Origin of the sequence: Actibacterium sp. EMB200-NS6, assembly GCF_001305615.1 — a bacterium.
In the GTDB taxonomy this organism is placed as follows: Bacteria; Pseudomonadota; Alphaproteobacteria; order Rhodobacterales; family Rhodobacteraceae; genus Actibacterium_A; species Actibacterium_A naphthalenivorans.
This window is the reverse complement of the sequence record NZ_CP010869.1, coordinates 800,549-818,372: the sequence shown is the minus strand read 5'-3', so window position 1 is coordinate 818,372 and position 17,824 is coordinate 800,549. Positions and strand designations below refer to the sequence as shown.

Annotated in this window: 15 protein-coding genes and 1 tRNA gene; 6 read left to right on the top strand and 10 right to left on the bottom strand. The window is 64.9% G+C overall.

Annotation, left to right across the window (positions count from 1 at the left end):
- The 4 genes from TQ29_RS04130 to TQ29_RS04115 are packed head-to-tail and all read right to left on the bottom strand — an operon-like array spanning position 1 to position 3,933.
- The gene (locus TQ29_RS04130; protein WP_054538128.1) at positions 1-1,260 is read right to left on the bottom strand and encodes a cytosine deaminase; all 1,260 of its coding nucleotides are present in this window, start codon (positions 1,258-1,260) and stop codon (positions 1-3) included.
- Positions 1,260-2,123 (bottom strand): ABC transporter permease, encoded by an 864-nt coding sequence (locus TQ29_RS04125; protein ID WP_054538127.1) that lies wholly within the window; start codon positions 2,121-2,123, stop codon positions 1,260-1,262. Before TQ29_RS04125 ends, TQ29_RS04130 begins: the two co-directional genes overlap by 1 nt.
- Positions 2,120-2,923 carry an ABC transporter ATP-binding protein gene (locus TQ29_RS04120; protein WP_082386515.1) on the bottom strand — a complete coding sequence of 268 codons (804 nt, stop codon included), beginning with the start codon at positions 2,921-2,923 and terminating at the stop codon, positions 2,120-2,122. Before TQ29_RS04120 ends, TQ29_RS04125 begins: the two co-directional genes overlap by 4 nt.
- A gap of 2 nt (positions 2,924-2,925) precedes the next feature.
- The gene (locus TQ29_RS04115; RefSeq protein ID WP_037204078.1) at positions 2,926-3,933 is read right to left on the bottom strand and encodes an ABC transporter substrate-binding protein; all 1,008 of its coding nucleotides are present in this window, start codon (positions 3,931-3,933) and stop codon (positions 2,926-2,928) included.
- A gap of 239 nt (positions 3,934-4,172) precedes the next feature.
- Here TQ29_RS04115 and TQ29_RS04110 point away from each other — a divergent pair, with 239 nt between their 5' ends.
- The gene (locus tag TQ29_RS04110; protein ID WP_054538126.1) at positions 4,173-4,562 is read left to right on the top strand and encodes a RidA family protein; all 390 of its coding nucleotides are present in this window, start codon (positions 4,173-4,175) and stop codon (positions 4,560-4,562) included.
- Between the two features lie 3 nt (positions 4,563-4,565).
- Here the strand turns inward: TQ29_RS04110 and TQ29_RS04105 are convergent, their stop codons facing one another.
- Genes TQ29_RS04105 through TQ29_RS04095 form a run of 3 tightly spaced genes read right to left on the bottom strand, consistent with a single transcriptional unit; the run spans position 4,566 to position 11,193 of the window.
- Positions 4,566-5,444 (bottom strand): transglutaminase family protein, encoded by an 879-nt coding sequence (locus tag TQ29_RS04105; protein ID WP_054538125.1) that lies wholly within the window; start codon positions 5,442-5,444, stop codon positions 4,566-4,568.
- A gap of 7 nt (positions 5,445-5,451) precedes the next feature.
- Positions 5,452-7,842 carry a circularly permuted type 2 ATP-grasp protein gene (locus TQ29_RS04100; protein ID WP_235974398.1) on the bottom strand — a complete coding sequence of 797 codons (2,391 nt, stop codon included), beginning with the start codon at positions 7,840-7,842 and terminating at the stop codon, positions 5,452-5,454.
- Between the two features lie 3 nt (positions 7,843-7,845).
- Positions 7,846-11,193 carry a DUF2126 domain-containing protein gene (locus TQ29_RS04095; protein ID WP_054540315.1) on the bottom strand — a complete coding sequence of 1,116 codons (3,348 nt, stop codon included), beginning with the start codon at positions 11,191-11,193 and terminating at the stop codon, positions 7,846-7,848.
- Positions 11,194-11,362: 169 nt separating this feature from the next.
- Between TQ29_RS04095 and TQ29_RS04090 the strand changes: the two genes are divergently transcribed.
- Entirely contained in the window at positions 11,363-12,142 is a 780-nt protein-coding gene (locus TQ29_RS04090; RefSeq protein WP_054538124.1) for a mannosyl-3-phosphoglycerate phosphatase, read from the top strand.
- A gap of 15 nt (positions 12,143-12,157) precedes the next feature.
- Entirely contained in the window at positions 12,158-13,378 is a 1,221-nt protein-coding gene (locus tag TQ29_RS04085) for a hypothetical protein (protein WP_054538123.1), read from the top strand.
- A 170-nt stretch (positions 13,379-13,548) separates the two neighbouring features.
- On the opposite strand, the gene TQ29_RS04080 is transcribed toward TQ29_RS04085, so the two are convergent.
- Positions 13,549-13,634 (bottom strand) — tRNA-Leu (locus tag TQ29_RS04080).
- A gap of 282 nt (positions 13,635-13,916) precedes the next feature.
- Between TQ29_RS04080 and TQ29_RS04075 the strand changes: the two genes are divergently transcribed.
- Both TQ29_RS04075 and TQ29_RS04070 read left to right on the top strand, forming a co-directional pair.
- A complete protein-coding gene (locus tag TQ29_RS04075) occupies positions 13,917-14,657 on the top strand; it encodes a rhomboid family intramembrane serine protease (RefSeq protein ID WP_037204089.1) in 741 nt (246 codons plus the stop codon).
- Positions 14,654-15,025 (top strand): GFA family protein, encoded by a 372-nt coding sequence (locus TQ29_RS04070; RefSeq protein WP_054538122.1) that lies wholly within the window; start codon positions 14,654-14,656, stop codon positions 15,023-15,025. The genes TQ29_RS04075 and TQ29_RS04070 overlap by 4 nt, the downstream gene beginning before the upstream one ends.
- Before the next feature lie 2 nt (positions 15,026-15,027).
- Here the strand turns inward: TQ29_RS04070 and TQ29_RS04065 are convergent, their stop codons facing one another.
- Both TQ29_RS04065 and TQ29_RS04060 read right to left on the bottom strand, forming a co-directional pair.
- A complete protein-coding gene (locus TQ29_RS04065) occupies positions 15,028-15,816 on the bottom strand; it encodes an inositol monophosphatase family protein (RefSeq protein ID WP_054538121.1) in 789 nt (262 codons plus the stop codon).
- A 125-nt stretch (positions 15,817-15,941) separates the two neighbouring features.
- The gene (locus TQ29_RS04060) at positions 15,942-16,847 is read right to left on the bottom strand and encodes a LysR family transcriptional regulator (protein WP_054538120.1); all 906 of its coding nucleotides are present in this window, start codon (positions 16,845-16,847) and stop codon (positions 15,942-15,944) included.
- Between the two features lie 101 nt (positions 16,848-16,948).
- Here TQ29_RS04060 and metF point away from each other — a divergent pair, with 101 nt between their 5' ends.
- Positions 16,949-17,815: a methylenetetrahydrofolate reductase [NAD(P)H] gene (metF, locus tag TQ29_RS04055; protein WP_054538119.1), complete on the top strand. Its 867-nt coding sequence runs from the start codon at positions 16,949-16,951 to the stop codon at positions 17,813-17,815.
- Positions 17,816-17,824: the final 9 nt, after the last annotated feature.

Here is a 17,824-nt window from a genome sequence, read left to right as displayed (position 1 = left end):
TTACCTCATCAGATCGTCAAGTTCGGCATAATCGGGCAGCGCCCGGTCGATCGCCTGCCCGGCGCGCAGTACGATGCGGTCCGATTGCGGGCGGGCGAAAAGCTCGGTCCAGCTGCGGGCCTTGCAGATCACCAGATCGGCCGGCGCGCCAGGCGCGAGCGAGGGCGCGGCGAACCCGCAGGCCCGCGCCGGGTTGGTCAGAAACGCATGGGGCCAGTCGGTGCCGGTATGGTCCAGATGGGCGATGCGCGTGGCCTGGCGCATCACCTCGATCATGTCCAAGTCGCCATAGGCATAGAACGGATCGCGCGTGTTGTCCGACGCGAAGCTGACGTTGATGCCGCGCGCCCGCATCTCATGCACCAGCGTCACGCCGCGCAGGCGCGGGGTGCGGTGGGCGTGCCGATCCTGCAGGTACATGTTGCACATCGGCAAGCTGACCACGTTGATCCCGGCCTTCGCGAGCAGATCCAGCGTCTGCATCGCCTCGGCCTCGTCCTGCACCGACAGCGAACAGCAATGGCCCACGGTCAGCGGCATCTCGACGCCCATTTCCAGCTTGGTCTCGGCGATCACCCGGAGGGTGGCCACGGTCGGGTCCACGGATTCGTCGACATGCATGTCGGTTTCCAGCCCGCGCGCATCGGCCATGCGGAAAAAGGCGCGCACCCGCTCTCTGAGGTCGGGCACGGGGAAGGCCACCATGCCCAGCACCCCGCCGCTTTCGGCCACGATATCGGCGGTGCGGGCATAGGGGCCATCTTCGGACACGTTGTCGATCGCCACCAGGCAGGCGGCCTGAAGATCGATCAGCCCGGCCCATTCGGCGCGCATTTCGCGGAACACCGGGAAACTGATCTCGTCCTGCGGCGGCAGGCTGTCGAGATGTGTACGGATCGCCGAGGTGCCATGGGCAAAGGCGCAGCGCAGCGAAAACGCCATGCGCCGGCGCACATCTTCGGCCGACCAGTTGGCCGCGCGATCCGCCGCCACGGTATCGAGCGCGCCCGTGAAGGTGCCATCGCGGTTCGGGGCCCTGCCCCAGATATGCCCCTTGTCCAGATGGGTGTGCATATCGGTGAAGGTGGGAAATACCATCGCGCCGCCCATATCCACCTCGGTGCCCTTGCCCGAGGTGATATGGCCGTTCTCTATGGTCAGCTCGATGGATGTAAGATCGCCGTCTTGCGCAAGCAGGCAGGCAGGTGTTCGCAGGTTTTTCAGAGTCAACGCGCCGCTGGGCAGAACGCTAAAATCCATCAAGTCTCCCGTTTGAGTGCACTTTCATGCCATTTGCGCAGCAGCATATGGCTCAGGAATGACAGGCCGGCGAAAATCGCAACCCCCGTGGCCGCGATCAGGAACAGCGCCGCGAACATGCGCGGGATGTTCAGCCGGTAACCCGCCTCCAGAATGGTAAAGGCCAGGCCCGATCCGATGCCGCCGGTGCCCGCCACGTATTCCGCCACCACCGACCCGATCAGCGCCAGCCCGCCGGCGATGCGCAGCCCGCCCAGAAAATAGGGCAGCGCCGAGGGCAGTTGCAGAAACCGCAGCCGCTGCCAGCGCGTGGCGCCGTAGATCTTGAACAGATCGCGCAGGTTATGGTCGGCCGAGTTCAGCCCCAGCGTGGTGTTCGACAGGATCGGGAAGAAAGCCACGATCCACGCGCAGAGCAGCAGCCCCGCGATCTTGCTGTCGACATAGATGAAGATCAGCGGCGCGATCGACACGATCGGCGTGACCTGAAGGATCACCGCATAGGGGAAGAACGACATCTCGATGAACTTGCTCTGCGTGAACAGCACCGCAAGGCCGACCCCGCCCAGCACCGCCACGGTCAACGCCATCAGCGTGATCTGCAGCGTCACCAGCAGGGCGTCGAACAGGATCGGCCAATCGTTGATCAGGGTCTGGAACACAAGTCCGGGGCGGGGCAGGATGTAATGCGGGATCTCGTTCCAGACACAGATCCTGTCCCAGAAATACAGGGTCAGAATGACCACGATCGTGGGCAAGACCCATTTGCCGATTTTCTCGCGCCGGCGGGCGCGGGCACGGCGCAGCTCTTCCGCATCGACGATCTGCGTCACGGCCTGTTCGGCGGGTTCGGCAAGGGTCATGCGTGCTCTCCGATGGCGTCGTGCAGCGCCGCGCTGGCCGAGCGGCAATAGGCGGCATATTCGGGCGAGGTGCGGTACTCCTCGTCGCGCGGATAGCCCTGATCCACCGTCAGCTCATGGATCACCCGGCCCGGCCGCGCCGCCATCACCACGATGCGGTTCGACAGGAAAACCGATTCAAACACCGAATGGGTGACGAAGATGATGGTGCAGCCGATCTTGGCCTTCAGGTCAAGCAGGTCGTTGTTCAGCTTGTGGCGGGTGATCTCGTCAAGCGCGGCAAAGGGTTCATCCATCAGGATCAGCCGGGGCCGGGTCACCAGCGCGCGGGCGATGGCGACGCGCATCTTCATGCCCCCCGAAAGCTCGCGCGGATAGGCGTTGAGAAACTTCTCCAGCCCGACCAGCCGCAGGGTCTCCAGCACCTCGTCCTTCACCGCATTATAGGTCTTGCCGCGCAGCCGGAACGGCAGCCACACGTTTTGCGCCACCGTGGCCCAGGGCATCAGCGTGGGTTCCTGAAACACCACGCCCAGATCGCCCTGCCCCTTGCCCCCGTCCCAGCGGATCGCGCCGGAGGTCGGGTGCATGAGCCCGGAAATCAGCCGCAGCGCGGTGGATTTGCCGCAGCCCGAGGGGCCGAGCAGTGATACGAAATCCCCCCGGTTCACATCAAGCGACATGCCGCTCAGCGCGACAAGATCGCCGTTGAAAACCTTGGTGACATTGGCAACCGAAAGGATGCGGCTCTGTGTTTGCGCGGCGACCCCGGCCGCCGCGCCCTGTTGCACTTGATGCACGCTTATTCGCCCATCAGCTTCTTTTTCACCGGCAGCGCCACGCCGGTGTTGGAAAACTCGAGGCTATAGACCTTCGACAGATCCAGCCCCGGCGCCACGACACCGGCCGCGACCATCTTGTCGTAGAAGCCCTCGATGGTTTCGGCCGTCATCGCCCCGATGCCCATCTCCAGCGAGGTGCCGCTGTCGACGATGCCGTATTCCTTCATCGCCTCGATCGAAAACGCGATCTGCTCGTCGCTCATTTCGGGGTTCTGCGACTGGATCAGCGCATTGCCCGCCGACGGATCGCCATAGAGGTAGTTGGCCCAGCCGATCGACGAGCCTTCGACAAAGCACTTCACCACTTCGGGCTTTTCGTCGATGGTGCTCTGCATGGTCTCGACCAGCGTGGCATAGGTGTCGAACCCGGCATCGGCGATCACGAAGACATCGGGCTTGAACCCGCCCTCGCGCTCGACGGCGAAGGGCTCCGACGTCACGTAGCCCTGCTGGCCCGAGTTTTCATCGGCGATGAACGGCGCGGGGTTGAACGTGTAGGGCACGCGCGTTTCGGGCGCGAACCCGTATTCGTTGATCATCCACTGGTAATAAGACTGATAGCCGGCATCCCCGATGAACAGCTTGTCGAGCGTCTTGAGATCCTCGAAGCTGCTGACCTTGCCCGGATGGGTCAGGATCACCTGCGGCTCTTTCTGGAAATGCGCGGCCACCACCTTCAGCGGAATCCCCTGCTCGATCGCGTTGAACGGCAGCAGAAGGTTGCCGGCCATGTTGAAGTCGAGCTTGCCCGCCATCAGCAGCGCGCGGTTGTTCACCTGCGGGCCGCCGGGCACGATGGTCACGTCCAGGCCGCAGGCCTCATAGGTCCCGTCGGCGACGGCCTGATAATAGCCGCCATGCTCGGCTTCCGGCACCCAGTTGGTGCCGAAAGATACTTTTTCCAGCGCCACGGCGGATGTCGCCGCAAGCGCCATGGCAGCGGTTGCGGCCGCGCGTTTCAGGATCATGGGAGCCTCCGTAAATATATGTGCGAGCCGACGCTAGAAGCAGTCGGTGCGCAGGTTCCAGACCGCAGAGCACGAACCCTGTGTGTTTCGGAAAATTGCACATTAATGCGGCATGTTTCCAGAAGATTCGCATATATTTCCGTCATTCCCGCTTTTGCGCCCCAAGGTCATTTGCGCGGAAATTTCCGAAGCGCCACGCTCATTTCCGAAACACTCGCCGCTCGCTGAAGGAGGCCGCCATGCGCCCGCTGACCCCCACATCCATCCGCGCCCCGTTCGCCCGTTACGCCCATGGCATAGAGGTTCCGGCCGGGGCGCGGCTGGTGGTCACCTCCGGCCAGCTTGGCGTGCGCGCGGATGATACCGTGGCAAAGACGGCGGCCGAACAGGCCACGCAGTGTTTCGCGAATATCACCGCCATTCTGGCCGAGGCCGGCATGGCGCCCGCCGATACCATCCGCATCAACGCCTTCGTCACCGACCGGGCGCATATGTCGGGCTACATGCAGGCGCGTGATGCCTGGCTGGCGGATGTCGCGCAGCCGCCAGCCTCGACCCTTGTGATCGTCTCGGGCTTCACCCGGCCCGAATTTCTGGTGGAGGTCGAAGTGACCGCCGCTGCGCCGTGATCCTTAATCCAGCACGTCCACGTCGACCGACTGCCGCGTGGTATGCGCCCCCGACGACCGCGAAACCCCCTTCACCGGGGCCACGTCGGAATAGTCGCGCCCGCGGGCGATCACCACGTGATCCATCGAAACGTGAACGGCGTTCGTGGGATCGTATTCGACCCAGCCCATTTCATGGCCGCACCAGGCCCGCACCCAGGCATGCATCGCATCCGCGCCTTCCAGCCGGGGCTGCCCTTCGGGCGGGACCGTCCGCAGAAAGCCGCTGACATATCCGGCGGGCATGCCCAGGCTGCGCAGGCAGGTGATCATGATATGGGTGAAATCCTGACAGACGCCGTGGCGGTTGGCGAAAGCCTCGGAGGCGGGCGTATCGACGGTGGTCGCCTCCGCGTCGAATGTCATGTCACGGTGCAGCGCCTGCCCGAGCGCCTCGACCGCGTCAAAGGCGGTGGCCGCGTTGGCGGTGGCCTCGATGCCATAGGCCTCCATCTCCGGATCAAAGGCGATGCGCGGCGACGTCCCCAGGAAATGATGCGGCGCCCATGGATCCAACTCGCGGTAATCGGCGACTTCGCGTTCAAGCAGATCCAGCCGCGGCGACATATCGAGCCACCCGCCCCGCAGCATCCGCTCGACCCGCGCCTGCACCGAAAACAGGGTGGTCTTGTGCGGGGTGTCGAACACCACCTCGTTGGTCACGTTCTGAAAGAAATCGCTCCCGCCCAGCCATTCACGCGGCTGCGGTTCGATCGTCAGACTGCCCGCGATCAGCCGCTGTTCAAGGGGCAGATCGGCAGGCATCAGGCGCAGCAGGTTGCGCCCCGACGCGGCGGGCCGATCGTAGCTGTATTCGATTTCCATGCGGATATCGTAGATCATGGCCAGCCTATCGCAGATATGCGTGGGTCAGGTTTTCCGACACGCTCAGGATCTCCGTCGACAGCCGCGCCAGAAAATCGCCATCGACATCTTCGGGGTTTTGCAGCGAAAGATCGGTATGGGCCCGCAGCACCGAGCGCTGAAGCCCCGAGAGCCGCCGGTGCGGCGCGTTGCCCGGCAGAAACTGCAGATGCTGCCGGATCTCCTCAAGCTGAAACAGAACCGACCGGGGGTTGAGCCCGTCAAGCGCCAGCAGGTCCAGAACCGTGCCCCTGTCGGTGGATACCGAATAGCGGCGCCGGTGCGACATGGCGCTGTCGCCGATCTCGATCACCAGATCGAGCGCGCCCTCGGCGGCGTCGGGATCGGAAAAGGCCAGCAGGCTGCCCGTCATGTTCGCGGCACGCTCCAGCGCCCGCCCGATCGACAGGAAGCGCCAGCCGTTGAAGCGGTACATGTTATCCTGCACAAGCCCCGAAAAGCCCGATACCTGCCGCAAAAGCCGGCCCATTGCCCGTGCCGCATCATCGCCGGGCGCCACCTTGCCGATCAGCCCCCGCGTGGTTTCCATCAGTTCGCTGAGCGCGGCCGAACCATCGACGGAAAACCTGTCGCGCACATGCCCCGCGCTTGAATTGGCGGCCGAAAGCGCGCCCATCAGGGCATCGGGGATGGGCTCGTCCGGGTCGACCCCGAGCCCGGCCAGATAGGTCGCGATCGCCGCCGGCAGCGGCGCCTCGGGGTTGGCGGTTTCGGCCAGGCGGGCGTGATAGGCGCGCAGGATGCGCAGCATATGCTCCGTGCGCTCCACATAGCGGCCCAGCCAGAACAGGTTGTCCGCGGCACGGCTGGGCAGCGCGCCGGGCTGGTTGCGGTCCACGGTTTCGGCGGCGCGCGGCAGCATGGTCTCGCTCTGTGCCCGGCGCGCGCCGATCACCCAGACGTCGGACACCAGCCCGCCCTTCTGCATCGCCAGCCCGGTCGACGCATCCGACAGGCCGATCCGCGCGAAGCCGCCCGGCATCACCTGCCAGCCGCTGGCGGTGCGCGCCAGAAACACCCGAAGGCTCATCGGCCGGGGCTGCAGGCGGCCGTCCACAAAGGCGGGGGTCGTCGAAAGCTGCACCTGTTCCTGCCCCACCAGGCGCGGGCCGTCATGGGCGATCCGCGCGGCAAGCGCCTCGGCGCCCAGATCCTGCGGCAGCATGTCCTCCAGCTCGAAGGCCAGGCCGGTGGAATAGGCCCCGCTGATCGTCATCCCCCGCGCATTGGCCTGCACATAGGCCCGCTCCTTGGCGCCGCCGCACCACCAGGTGGCGATATTCGGCATGCGCAGCGGTTCATCCAGCAGCACCCTCGACAGTTTCGGCAGGAACGCCAGAAAGGCGCGCGCCTCCAGAACCCCGGCCCCCAGCGCGTTGACCATGGTGACAGACCCGTTGCGCAGCGCCCCGACAAGGCCCGGCGTGCCCAGCCGCGACCCTTCGTTCAGCTCCAGCGGATCGGCCCATGAGGCATCCAGCCGCCGCCACAGAACCGAAATCGGCTTCAGCCCGTCGACCGTGCGCACCATGAGCCGCCCGCTGTCCACGACCAGATCCTCGCCCTCCAGCAGCATGAAGCCCAGATAGCGCGCGATATAGGCATGTTCGAAATAGGTATCGTTCATCGGCCCCGGCGTCAGGATGCCGACACGGCTGCTTTCGCTGGCGCGCAGCCCCATGAGCGCATCGCGAAAGGCGCGGAAGAAGCCGGCCAGCCGGGTGACATTGGCATTGTCATAAAGGCCCGAATAGACACGCGCGGTGGCGATGCGGTTTTCCAGCGCGAAACCGGCGCCAGAGGGCGCCTGCGTCCGGTCACTCAGCACCCACCACTGTCCTTCGGGGCCGCGGCCGATGTCGAAGGCCACGAAATGCAGGAAATGCCCCGAACGCGGCCGCACCCCGACCAGCGGGCGCAGCCAGTCGGCGTTCTGCGCCACCAGCGGCGGCGGCAGGTGGCCCTCGGCGACCAGCCGGTTGTCGCCGTAAAGATCGGCCAGAACCGCCTCCAGCAGATCGGCGCGCTGGGTCAGGCCGGCGGCGATCTCATGCCACTCGGCCTCGGCGATCAGCACCGGCATATGGCTCAGCGGCCAGTCGCGGTCGCTTGCCTCGGCCGGGGCATAGCGGCGGTAGAACACTCCGGCGTCGCGCAGATACTGGTCGCCCCGGCTCATCCGGGTGGCCATGTCCTCGGGGTTGATCCGCGCCAGCCGCTGCATGAAGGCCGACCAGACCGGGCGCACCTGCCCGTCGGGCCCGAGCAGTTCGTCGGGCACCCCGTCGGGGCGGCGGTAGGCGCTCAGAAACGCCGCCAGCGCGTCGGTCGACATGTCCTCCCCCTGCGCTTTCATGGCCTAGATCCCGGGCATCCGGCGCAGATCCAGCGTCATCGGAAATTCCCGGTGCGGGGTCTCGTCTGGCGGCAGGTAGGCGTCGGGGGTATGGCCGCGCGGCTCGAACCGCGCCAGGCGGCGGGCCTCGGCCTCATTGCCGTTGACCGGGAAGGTATCATAGCTGCGCCCGCCCGGATGGGCCACGTGATAGACGCATCCGCCCAGCGCGCGACCGGTCCAGGTGTCGAAGATATCGAAGGTCAGCGGTGCGTTCACCGGCAGCACCGGGTGCAGCGCCTGCGCCGGCTGCCACGCCTTGAAGCGCACCGCGCCGACCGACACGCCGCCGGTTTCGGTTTTCTGCAACGGCACCCGGCGCTGGTTGCAGGTGACGACATAGCGTTCCGGGTCGGTGGTGGTCAGTTGCACCTGCAGCCGTTCCACCGAACTGTCGGTATAACGCACCGTGCCGCCGATCGCGCCGGTTTCGCCCAGCACATGCCACGGTTCCAGCGCCTGCCGGATTTCCAGATGCACGCCTTCATATTCCACTTCGCCGCAGAACGGAAAGCGGAACTCTGCCTGCGCCTTGAACCAGTCGGGCGACAGATCGAACCCATGCTCCCGAAGGTCGCGCAACACGTCGAGGAAATCCTCCCACACGAAATGCGGCAGCATGAACCGGTCGTGCAGCCGCGTGCCCCAGCGGATCGGGTGCCCGCCCAGCGGGCTTTGCCACATCCGCGCGATCAGGGCGCGGATCAACACCTGCTGGGCCAGGCTCATGCGCGGGTCGGGGGGCATCTCGAAGCCCCGGAACTCGATCAGGCCAAGCCGGCCGGTGGGGCCGTCAGGGGAATAGAGCTTGTCGATGCAGATCTCGGCGCGGTGGGTGTTGCCTGTCACGTCGATCAGGATGTTGCGCAGCAGCCTGTCCAGCAGCCAGGGCATCGGCGGCGTGCCCTGCCCCGGACGCGGGATCTGCGCCAGCGCGATTTCCAGCTCATAGAGGCTGTCATGCCGGGCCTCGTCGATGCGCGGCGCCTGGCTGGTCGGGCCGATGAACAGGCCCGAGAACAGGTAAGACAGGCTGGGGTGCCGCTGCCAGTGCAGGATCAGGCTTTTCAGCAGATCGGGCCGGCGCAGGAACGGGCTGTCCAGCGTCGTCGCGCCGCCCACCACCACATGGTTGCCGCCGCCGGTGCCGGTATGGCGCCCGTCGATCATGAATTTCTCCGCCCCGAGCCGCGTCTGGCGCGCCTCTTCATAGACGGTTTCGGTGGTGGCCTTGCATTCGTCCCAGTTGGCGGCGGGGTGGATGTTCACCTCGATCACGCCGGGGTCGGGGGCCACGCGGATCACGTTGAGGCGCGGATCATGCGGCGGCGAATAGCCTTCGATATGCACCGGCAGGCCCTGCCGCGCCGCCGCCGCCTCTGCCGCGGCCACAAGCTCCAGGTAATCCTCGACCCGTTCCACCGGCGGCATGAACACGCACAGCCGCCCGTCGCGCGGTTCGACCGAAATCGCGGTGCGCACGGCGCCGCCGATCGTGCCCAGTTCCTGCTCGACCACATCCTGCTGCCCCGTGCCCTCGGCGTCTTCGATCTTGGTCACCCGCTGGGTGTGATCCGCCGAAATTTCCGGCCCGCCCGCCTCCTGCGGCTTGAAACCGGGCAGCGGCCCGCGCGGTTCGGTCGGGTCGGCGATGTTGGTATAGGGGTATTGAGAGGCCGGCACATGCGGCAGGGTGCCCAGCGGCAGGCGATAGCCCACGGGGCTGTCACCCGGCACCAGATAGATATGCCCGCGCCGCACCTTCCATTTTTCCGAGCGCCAGCGCCGCCCGCCCGCCCTGGCCTGCCAGCGCTGCACCGGCAACACGAAACCCGAAGGCTCGGTCAGCCCGCGCCCGAACACCCGCGCGATGCGGTGCCGTTCCTCGGGGTCTTTCAGCTTGGAATTTTCCGGCGTCACATTCTCTGGCAGATTGGCTTCCTTGATGATCCATTCCGCCGGGTCCTCGAAGGCGGGAGCGACGAAATCAGGCTCCAGCCCCAGCGCGCCGGCGATGTCTTTCATCAGGGTTTCGGCACTGTCGGCATTCGCCCCCGTCTGCGCCCCTTCGCGGGCGATCAGATCGGGATTCTGCCAGATCGGCGCGCCGTCCTTGCGCCAGTAGAGCGAGAAGGTCCAGCGCGGCAGGCTTTCGCCCGGATACCACTTGCCCTGCCCGTAATGCAGAAACCCGCCCGGCGCGAAGCGATCGCGCAGGCGGCGGATCAGCAGATCGGCACGCTCGCGCTTGGTGGGGCCGACGGCGGCGGTGTTCCATTCGTCACTTTCGAAATCGTCGATCGAAACGAAGGTGGGCTCGCCGCCCATGGTCAGGCGCACGTCGCCCTCGGCCAGTATCTTGTCCACCTTCGCGCCCAGCGCATCCAGCGCGTTCCAGGCATCGTCGGAGAACGGCTTGGTGATACGCGGATGTTCGGCCACCCGCGTCACGCTCATGTCGAAATCGAACGTCACCTCGGCCGGGCTGGCCATGCCGGTGATCGGCGCGGCGTTGCGGTAATGCGGCGTCGCGGCCAGCGGAATATGGCTTTCGCCAGTCAGCAGGCCCGAGGTCGGATCCAGCCCGATCCAGCCGGCGCCGGGGATGTACACCTCGCACCAGGCGTGCAGGTCGGTGAAATCGTGATCCGTGCCCGACGGGCCGTCCAGCGCCTCCAGATCGGGTTTCAGCTGGATCAGATAGCCCGAAACGAACCGCGCCGCAAAGCCCAGATGGCGCAGCACCTGCACCAGAAGCCAGCTTGAATCGCGGCATGATCCCTTGCCGACATGCAGCGTTTCTTCGGGCGTCTGCACCCCCGGCTCCATCCGGATGACATAGCCGACCTGGTTGGCGACATGGGCATTCAGCCCGACAAGGAAATCCACCGTCCGCTCTTCCGAGCGGTCGATGCCGTTCAGAAACTCCTGCAGCGCCTGCCCCGCGGGCTCTGCGGTGCGATAGATCGACAGATCCGGCAGAATGTCGTTGGAATAGTCGAAGGGCCAGTGTTCGGCGCTGTCTTCCACGAAGAAATCAAACGGATTGTAGACCGACATGTCGGCCACCAGATCAACCTCGATCTTCAGCTCGCGTACCGGCTCGGGGAACACATAGCGCGCCAGCCAGTTACCATATGGATCCTGCTGATAATTCACGAAGTGATCCGCCGGGCTGACCTTCAGTGAATGCGAGATCACCCGCGTGCGGCTGTGCGATGCGGGCCGCAGCCGGATGACCTGCGGCCCCAGCGTCACCGGACGATCGTATATATAGTGGGTCAGATGGTGAATGGCGGCTTTGATGGACATTTTTGTTTTGGCCTCGTTGAATGTGTTCAACCTTCCACAAATCCAAAGCTTAGACTATCCGGTTTTTTTCGCATCCGCAGAATGGCCGCGCGGCGCGGCGATTTCGGCGGGTGCACTCGGGGTGAAACCGTGGCAGGCTGGGTCGGTCACAAACGGAGAATCGCACCGCATGCCCGGCATTGCCCTGATCGTCTTCACCGATCTTGATGGTACGTTGCTGGATCATGACAGCTATTCACATGCCGCCGCCGCGCCCGCCCTGCGCCAATTGCGCGACAAGGGCGTGCCGGTGGTGCTGGCCAGTTCCAAGACCGCGGCAGAGATCGCGCCATTGCGGGCAGAGCTCGGGTTTTCCCACGTTCCGGCGATTGTCGAAAACGGGGCCGGCGTTCTGGCCCCCGGCGCCGGGGCGGACGGTGGTGATGCCGATTATGCCCGGCTGCGGCGCATTCTGGCCACGTTGCCGGCAGAGCTGCGCGCGGGCTTTCAAGGCTTTGGTGATTGGGGCCCCGAGGGTATCGCGCGGGAAACCGGGCTTTCGCCCCAGTCCGCCGCGCTCGCCGCGCGGCGCAGTTTTTCCGAACCCGGCCTGTGGTCGGGGGCGGCAGATGCAAGGCAGGCCTTCCTTGACGCGCTGGCGGCACATGGCGTGCGGGCGCGCGAGGGCGGGCGGTTTCTGACGCTGTCCTTCGGCGGCACCAAGGCCGCGCAGATGGGCGCGATTGCCGCGCGATACGGCAACCCTTTCATCGTGGCGCTTGGCGACGCCCCCAATGACACCGAGATGCTGGAGCGCGCCGATCTCGGGATCGTCGTCGCCAATCCGCACCGCGCACCACTTCCGGATATGGCCGGCGAAGACGCCGGCCATATCCGACGCACAACAGAACCCGGACCTTCGGGATGGAACCGTGCCATGTTAGACGTTATCGTCGAGCGTGGCATTTGAGGAGGAGACGCGACCGTGGCTGATTTTCACCAGAACGGAAATGTGGCGACGCTGCACAACCTCCGCACGACAACGCCCGAGGCGCTCGCCCATGAGCTTGCGACTTTCGCCCAGACCCGCAAGATCAGCCTGATCCTGCCCTCGCTGTTCTCGGAGCTGGAGGGCGACGCCCTGCCCCACATTCTCGACGAGCTGTCGGAGGTCTCCTATCTGCACCGCATCGTGATCGGGCTCGACCGGGCGAACGAGGCGCAATACCGCCACGCCCGGCAGTTCTTTTCGCGGCTGCCGCAGGAACATGTGGTAATCTGGAACGACAGCCCGCGCATGAAGGCGATCCACGGGCGGCTGGGCGATCTGGGCCTGTTTCCGGGCGAGCCGGGCAAGGGCCGCAACGTCTGGTTCTGCCTTGGCTATACACTGGCCTGCAAGGACAGCGCCGTGGTGGCCCTGCACGATTGCGATATCGTGACCTATTCACACGAGATGCTGGCGCGGCTGGTCTATCCGGTGGCCAACCCGAACTTTCCCTATCAACTGGCCAAGGGCTATTACCCCCGCGTGGGCGACGGCAAGCTGAACGGGCGGGTCAGCCGGCTGCTTGTCAGCCCGCTGCTGATCGCGATGAAGAAGGTGATCGGCGACCGTGACTACCTCGATTTCCTGCGCAGCTTCCGCTATCCGCTGTCGGGTGAATTCGCGATGCGCGTGGCCCCGCTTCCCGATCTGCGCATCCCGTCCGACTGGGGGCTGGAAATCGGTGTTCTGTCCGAGGCCTGGCGCAACCTGGCGCCGAAATCGGTCTGTCAGGTCGAGATTGCCGACAACTACGACCACAAGCACCAAGAGGTGTCGGAAGACGACGCCAGCACCGGCCTGTCGCGCATGTCGATCGATATCTGCAAGTCGATTTTCCGCAAACTGGCCACCGATGGCACCGTCTTTTCCGAAGAGATCTTCCGCTCGCTGAAGGCGACTTATTACCGTTCGGCGCTGGACCTGCTGGATTGCTATCACAGCGACGCCCGGATGAACGGCCTGCATATCGACCGCCACAAGGAAGAAAAGCTGATCGAGCTGTTCGCGCGCAACATCGTCGAGGCCGGGCACATCTTTCTCGACAACCCGTCGGAAAGCCCGTTCATCCCGACATGGAGCCGGGTGAACGCCGCGGATTCAGCGCTGATGACCGACATGCTGCGCGCCGTGGCGGATGATTACGACGAATATTGCTAAGGCCACGGCGGCGTACGATTTCAGGGCCGTTTCAGACCAATCGGCACATTTTCGGCAAACAGCGCTTTACCGTGAAACGCCAAAGGCACGAAGGCGCCATGCTTTGTTCACACGGCCCCGGCACGTCGCCCCGACGGGATACATCCCTCAACCGTCCGATTTCGGATATGTGGTGCGGGCGGTGGGACTCGAACCCACACGGGGCGAACCCCTTCAGATTTTAAGTCTGATATGTCTACCATTCCATCACGCCCGCATCTTGGCGCCGTCACTCTTACCGTCACTAGAGCCCAACGCGGCAGCCTCTGTGCAACAGCTTGGCCCCCACAGGTTTCGCCGCACGGCCCCGAGGGTTACCAATGCCAACTCGCGGGCCTCTGGTTCGGGGACAATAGGCATTGAGAGGCCGGAGTAAAGCGGGCTGGGATGTTTTCCAGCGCCCGGGCCGGCATGCGGGCCGTGCCCGCCGCCCCGCTCAAAACAGCCGCATCCGCCCGCAATGGCTTGACCTGTCGGAAAGGCAGGGTAGCGTGGCGCCATGTTCCCGATCCGCGATCACAACCCGTCAAGCCGCACACCCTTCGTCACCTATGCGCTGATCGCGGTGAACGTGGTTGTCTTTGTCAGTTATTGGCCCCTGTTTGCCGACCAGATGGAGCTGCAGCGGTTTTTCTATACCTGGGCGCTGATCCCGGCGGCCTTGACCGAGCACGGCGTATGGCATGGGCTTTTCACGTCGATGTTTCTGCACGGCGGGCTGATGCATCTGATCGGCAACATGGTGTTCCTGTGGATCTTCGGCGACAACCTGGAAGACGAGCTGGGGCATGGCGGCTTTCTGGGGTTCTACCTCGTCGGCGGGCTGGCGGCCTCGCTGTTTCAGATTCTGGCCGCCCCGCATTCGCCGGTTCCCGTGGTCGGCGCCTCGGGGGCGATCGCGGCGGTGATGGGGGGATATCTTCTGATGTTCCCGCGCGCGCGCGTCGATGTGCTGTTCATCTTCATCATCTTCTTCCGGATCTTCCCGCTGCCCGCCTGGGTCTTGCTGGGGGTGTGGTTCGGGCTGCAGATCTTCAGCGGCGCCTCGACACCGGCGGATGGCGGCGGCGTGGCATACTGGGCCCATGCGGGCGGCTTCGCCGCCGGGCTGGTCATGATGCTGCCCTCCTGGCTCAGGCGCGGCGGGCCGGGGTACTGGAGCCGCACCCACGGCCTTCCGCCCCACCCCGAGAAACTTTACCGCCGCACCACCATCCCCGTTGTCAGGAGGCGCAGATGACCCGAAAGCTAACATGCCATTGCGGCGCGATCGAACTGAAGGTGGAACTGTCGGATGGCCTCAACACCGCGCGGCGCTGCGATTGTTCCTATTGCCGCCGGCGCGGCGCGATCATGGCGTCGGTGCCGCTGGGCGGGCTGACCATCGTGAAAGGTGCCGATCACATCGCGCTTTATACCTGGGGCACGGGTGTGGCGAAGCACTACTTCTGCCCGACCTGCGGGATTTACACCCACCATCAGCGCCGCTCGAACCCCAATGAATACGGGGTGAACGTGGGCGCGCTCGAAGGCGTCAACCCGAGCAAACTGGGCGAGATTCCCTGGTCGGACGGGGTGAACCACGAGTCCGACCAGCCGAACCCCTGAGATCAGCCGCCGCGGACGACTTTCGCGAAACTGTCGAAGATGGGTTCGTTGGCGGCAATAACCTCGCCATCCTCCATGATGTCGCCATCCACACGGATCGGGGCGATCAGGCCGCCCGCCTCGCGCACCAGCAACAGCCCGGCGGCCATGTCCCAGGAATTCAAACGGCGTTCCCAGAACCCGTCATAACGCCCCGCCGCCACATAGGCGAGATCCAGCGCGGCGGCGCCCCAGCGGCGCACCCCGGCGCATTGCGGCAGCAGGCGCGCAAGATCCTGCAATGTGGCCGGCAGATCGGCGCGGCCCCCGAAAGGCAGACCGGTGGCGAAGATCGACTCGATCATGCGGTGGCGCCCCGATACCCGCAGGCGGGTGTCGTTCATCCATGCCCCGGCGCCCTTTTCCGCGACGAACATTTCTTCTTTCGCGGCGTCGAACACCACGGCGGAAACGATTTCGCCCTTGTGCTCCAGCGCGATGGAAACGGCCCAGTGCGGCAGGCCGTGCAGGAAGTTGGTGGTTCCGTCCAGCGGATCGACGATCCAGCGGCGGGTCGGGTCGGCGCCCTCGACGGGCGCGCTTTCCTCACCCACCCAGCCGTAGTTCGGGCGCGCCTCCATCAGATCGTCGCGTATGATCTTTTCGGCGGCGATATCGGCGCGCGATACGAAATCCCCGGCACCCTTCATCGAGACCTGAAGGTTCTCGACCTCGCGGAAATCCTTCACCAGGCTGCGGCCCGCTTTGCGCGCGGCCTTGATCATGATGTTGAGGTTTGCGCTGCCTTGCATGACGGGACTCCTTTGTCAGGCCGCGCGTATACGCTGATGCGCTGCGATTGCCAAGGGTCATGCCCGCCGCCGCCGGCCCCGATCATGATGCGCAAAATCACCCCGGATTCTCATGGAAACCCCGGCTACGCCCGCTGCAGCTTCACCGGCTCGGTGCGGGCCAGCCGGATGAAATGCGCCATGAAGGGCTTGGTCGTATCCTCATCCCGCGTGGCCGCATACATCCGCCGCGTGACCCCCTCTTTTGTCAGCGGCCGGGTCACGAATTCGGCGTTGGAGCGGGCATCCCGCACCACCCAGTCGGGCAGCACGGCAACGCCCCGGTTCGACGCCACGAGCATCAGGATAACCGCGGTCAGCTCCACCTGACGGATCGAACGGGGCTCGATCCGGGCGGGCGTCAGCATCTCGGTGAACACATCCAGACGGGCGCGATCCATCGGATAGGTGATCAAAAGCTCGTCGCGCAGGTCTTCGGCCTCGATATAATCCTTCGCGGCCAGCGGATGCCCGGCTGCGGCCACGAAAACCGGGGCATAGTCGAACAGCGGCGTGAAGGTGATACCGTCGATCTGCTCGGGGTCGGAGGAGATGACAAGATCGATCTCCTCGCGCGCCAGGGCGGGCAAGGCGCCGAAGGAAAGGCCGGCGCGGATGTCCACATCCACCTCGGGCCAGGATTTGCGAAACTCCTCCAGCACCGGCAGCAGCCAGTCGAAACAGGCGTGGCACTCCATGGCGATGTGCAACCGGCCCGACTTGCCAGAATGCAGCGCGCGAAACTCCTCTTCGGTCGCGGCCACCTCGGGCAGCACCCGTTCGGCCAGCCGCAACAGCTTGAGCCCCGCCACCGACAGTTTCAGCGGCTTGGAGCGGCGTACGAACAGCTCCATCCCCACCTGATCCTCGAGCCCCTTCACCTGATGGGACAGCGCCGATTGGGTCATGTGCAACTGATCGGCCGCGCGGGCCAGCCCGCCGGCTTCATGAATCGCCCGGATTGTGCGAAGATGCCTCAGTTCCAGGTGCATATTGTCGCCATTTTCATATTGTTCTTGAGAATTATGAATTTGTTTCACAAGTAAGGCTGTGTCACAAGACTGCCAACCCTGAATTCAAACTGGATATTCCCATGCCCGCCCCGCGCATCTCTTTCGAGTTCTTCCCGCCGCAATCGCTTGAGGCGAGCTTTCGGCTGTGGGACACGGTACAGACGCTGGCGCCGATGAAGCCGGAGTTCGTGTCGGTGACCTATGGCGCGGGCGGCACCACCCGCAAGCTGACCCATGATGCGGTGACGACGATCCACAAGAATTACGGGCTGAACGTGGCCGCGCATCTGACCTGCGTCGATGCCTCCCGCGATGAAACGATGGAAATCGTCAACGCCTATGCCGCGGCCGGCGTGACCGAGATCGTCGCGCTGCGCGGCGATCCGCCCAAGGGGCAGAGCGGTTTCACCCCCCACCCCGATGGGTTTGCGGATTCGGCCGAACTGGTGGCCGCGCTGGCCGAGACGGGCAAGTTCAACATCCGTGTCGGCGCCTATCCCGATCCGCACCCGGAGGCGAAAACGGGCGGCGATGATGTGCGCTGGCTGAAAAAGAAGATCGATGCCGGCGCCTCTTCGGCGATCACCCAGTTCTTTTTCGAGGCCGAAACCTTCTTCCGCTTCCGCGACGCCTGCGAAAAACAGGGGATCGACGCCCCGATCATTCCCGGCATCCTGCCGATCGACAACTGGTCGGGCGTGCGCAAATTCGCGGCCCGCTGCGGCGCGCATATCCCCGCCTGGCTGGATGACGCGTTCGAGGCCGCCGCGCGCGATGGCCGCGAAGAGCTGCTTTCAACCGCCATCGCGACCGAGCTGTGCTCTGAGCTGATCGACGGCGGCGTGGAAGACCTGCATTTCTACACCCTCAACAAGCCGCATCTGACGCGCGACATCTGCCACACCCTGGGGGTTCAGCCCGGCATGATCCTCGAAAACGTCGCCTGACCGGCCCGT

Coding starts and splice junctions, on each gene's coding strand:
- TQ29_RS04130 (WP_054538128.1), bottom strand. CDS start 1,260: ATGGATTTTAGCGTTCTGCCCAGCGGCGCGTTGACTCTGAAAAACCTG.
- TQ29_RS04125 (WP_054538127.1), bottom strand. CDS start 2,123: ATGACCCTTGCCGAACCCGCCGAACAGGCCGTGACGCAGATCGTCGAT.
- TQ29_RS04115 (WP_037204078.1), bottom strand. CDS start 3,933: ATGATCCTGAAACGCGCGGCCGCAACCGCTGCCATGGCGCTTGCGGCG.
- TQ29_RS04110 (WP_054538126.1), top strand. CDS start 4,173: ATGCGCCCGCTGACCCCCACATCCATCCGCGCCCCGTTCGCCCGTTAC.
- TQ29_RS04105 (WP_054538125.1), bottom strand. CDS start 5,444: ATGATCTACGATATCCGCATGGAAATCGAATACAGCTACGATCGGCCC.
- TQ29_RS04100 (WP_235974398.1), bottom strand. CDS start 7,842: ATGAAAGCGCAGGGGGAGGACATGTCGACCGACGCGCTGGCGGCGTTT.
- TQ29_RS04095 (WP_054540315.1), bottom strand. CDS start 11,193: ATGTCCATCAAAGCCGCCATTCACCATCTGACCCACTATATATACGAT.
- TQ29_RS04090 (WP_054538124.1), top strand. CDS start 11,363: ATGCCCGGCATTGCCCTGATCGTCTTCACCGATCTTGATGGTACGTTG.
- TQ29_RS04075 (WP_037204089.1), top strand. CDS start 13,917: ATGTTCCCGATCCGCGATCACAACCCGTCAAGCCGCACACCCTTCGTC.
- TQ29_RS04070 (WP_054538122.1), top strand. CDS start 14,654: ATGACCCGAAAGCTAACATGCCATTGCGGCGCGATCGAACTGAAGGTG.
- TQ29_RS04065 (WP_054538121.1), bottom strand. CDS start 15,816: ATGCAAGGCAGCGCAAACCTCAACATCATGATCAAGGCCGCGCGCAAA.
- TQ29_RS04060 (WP_054538120.1), bottom strand. CDS start 16,847: ATGCACCTGGAACTGAGGCATCTTCGCACAATCCGGGCGATTCATGAA.
- metF (WP_054538119.1), top strand. CDS start 16,949: ATGCCCGCCCCGCGCATCTCTTTCGAGTTCTTCCCGCCGCAATCGCTT.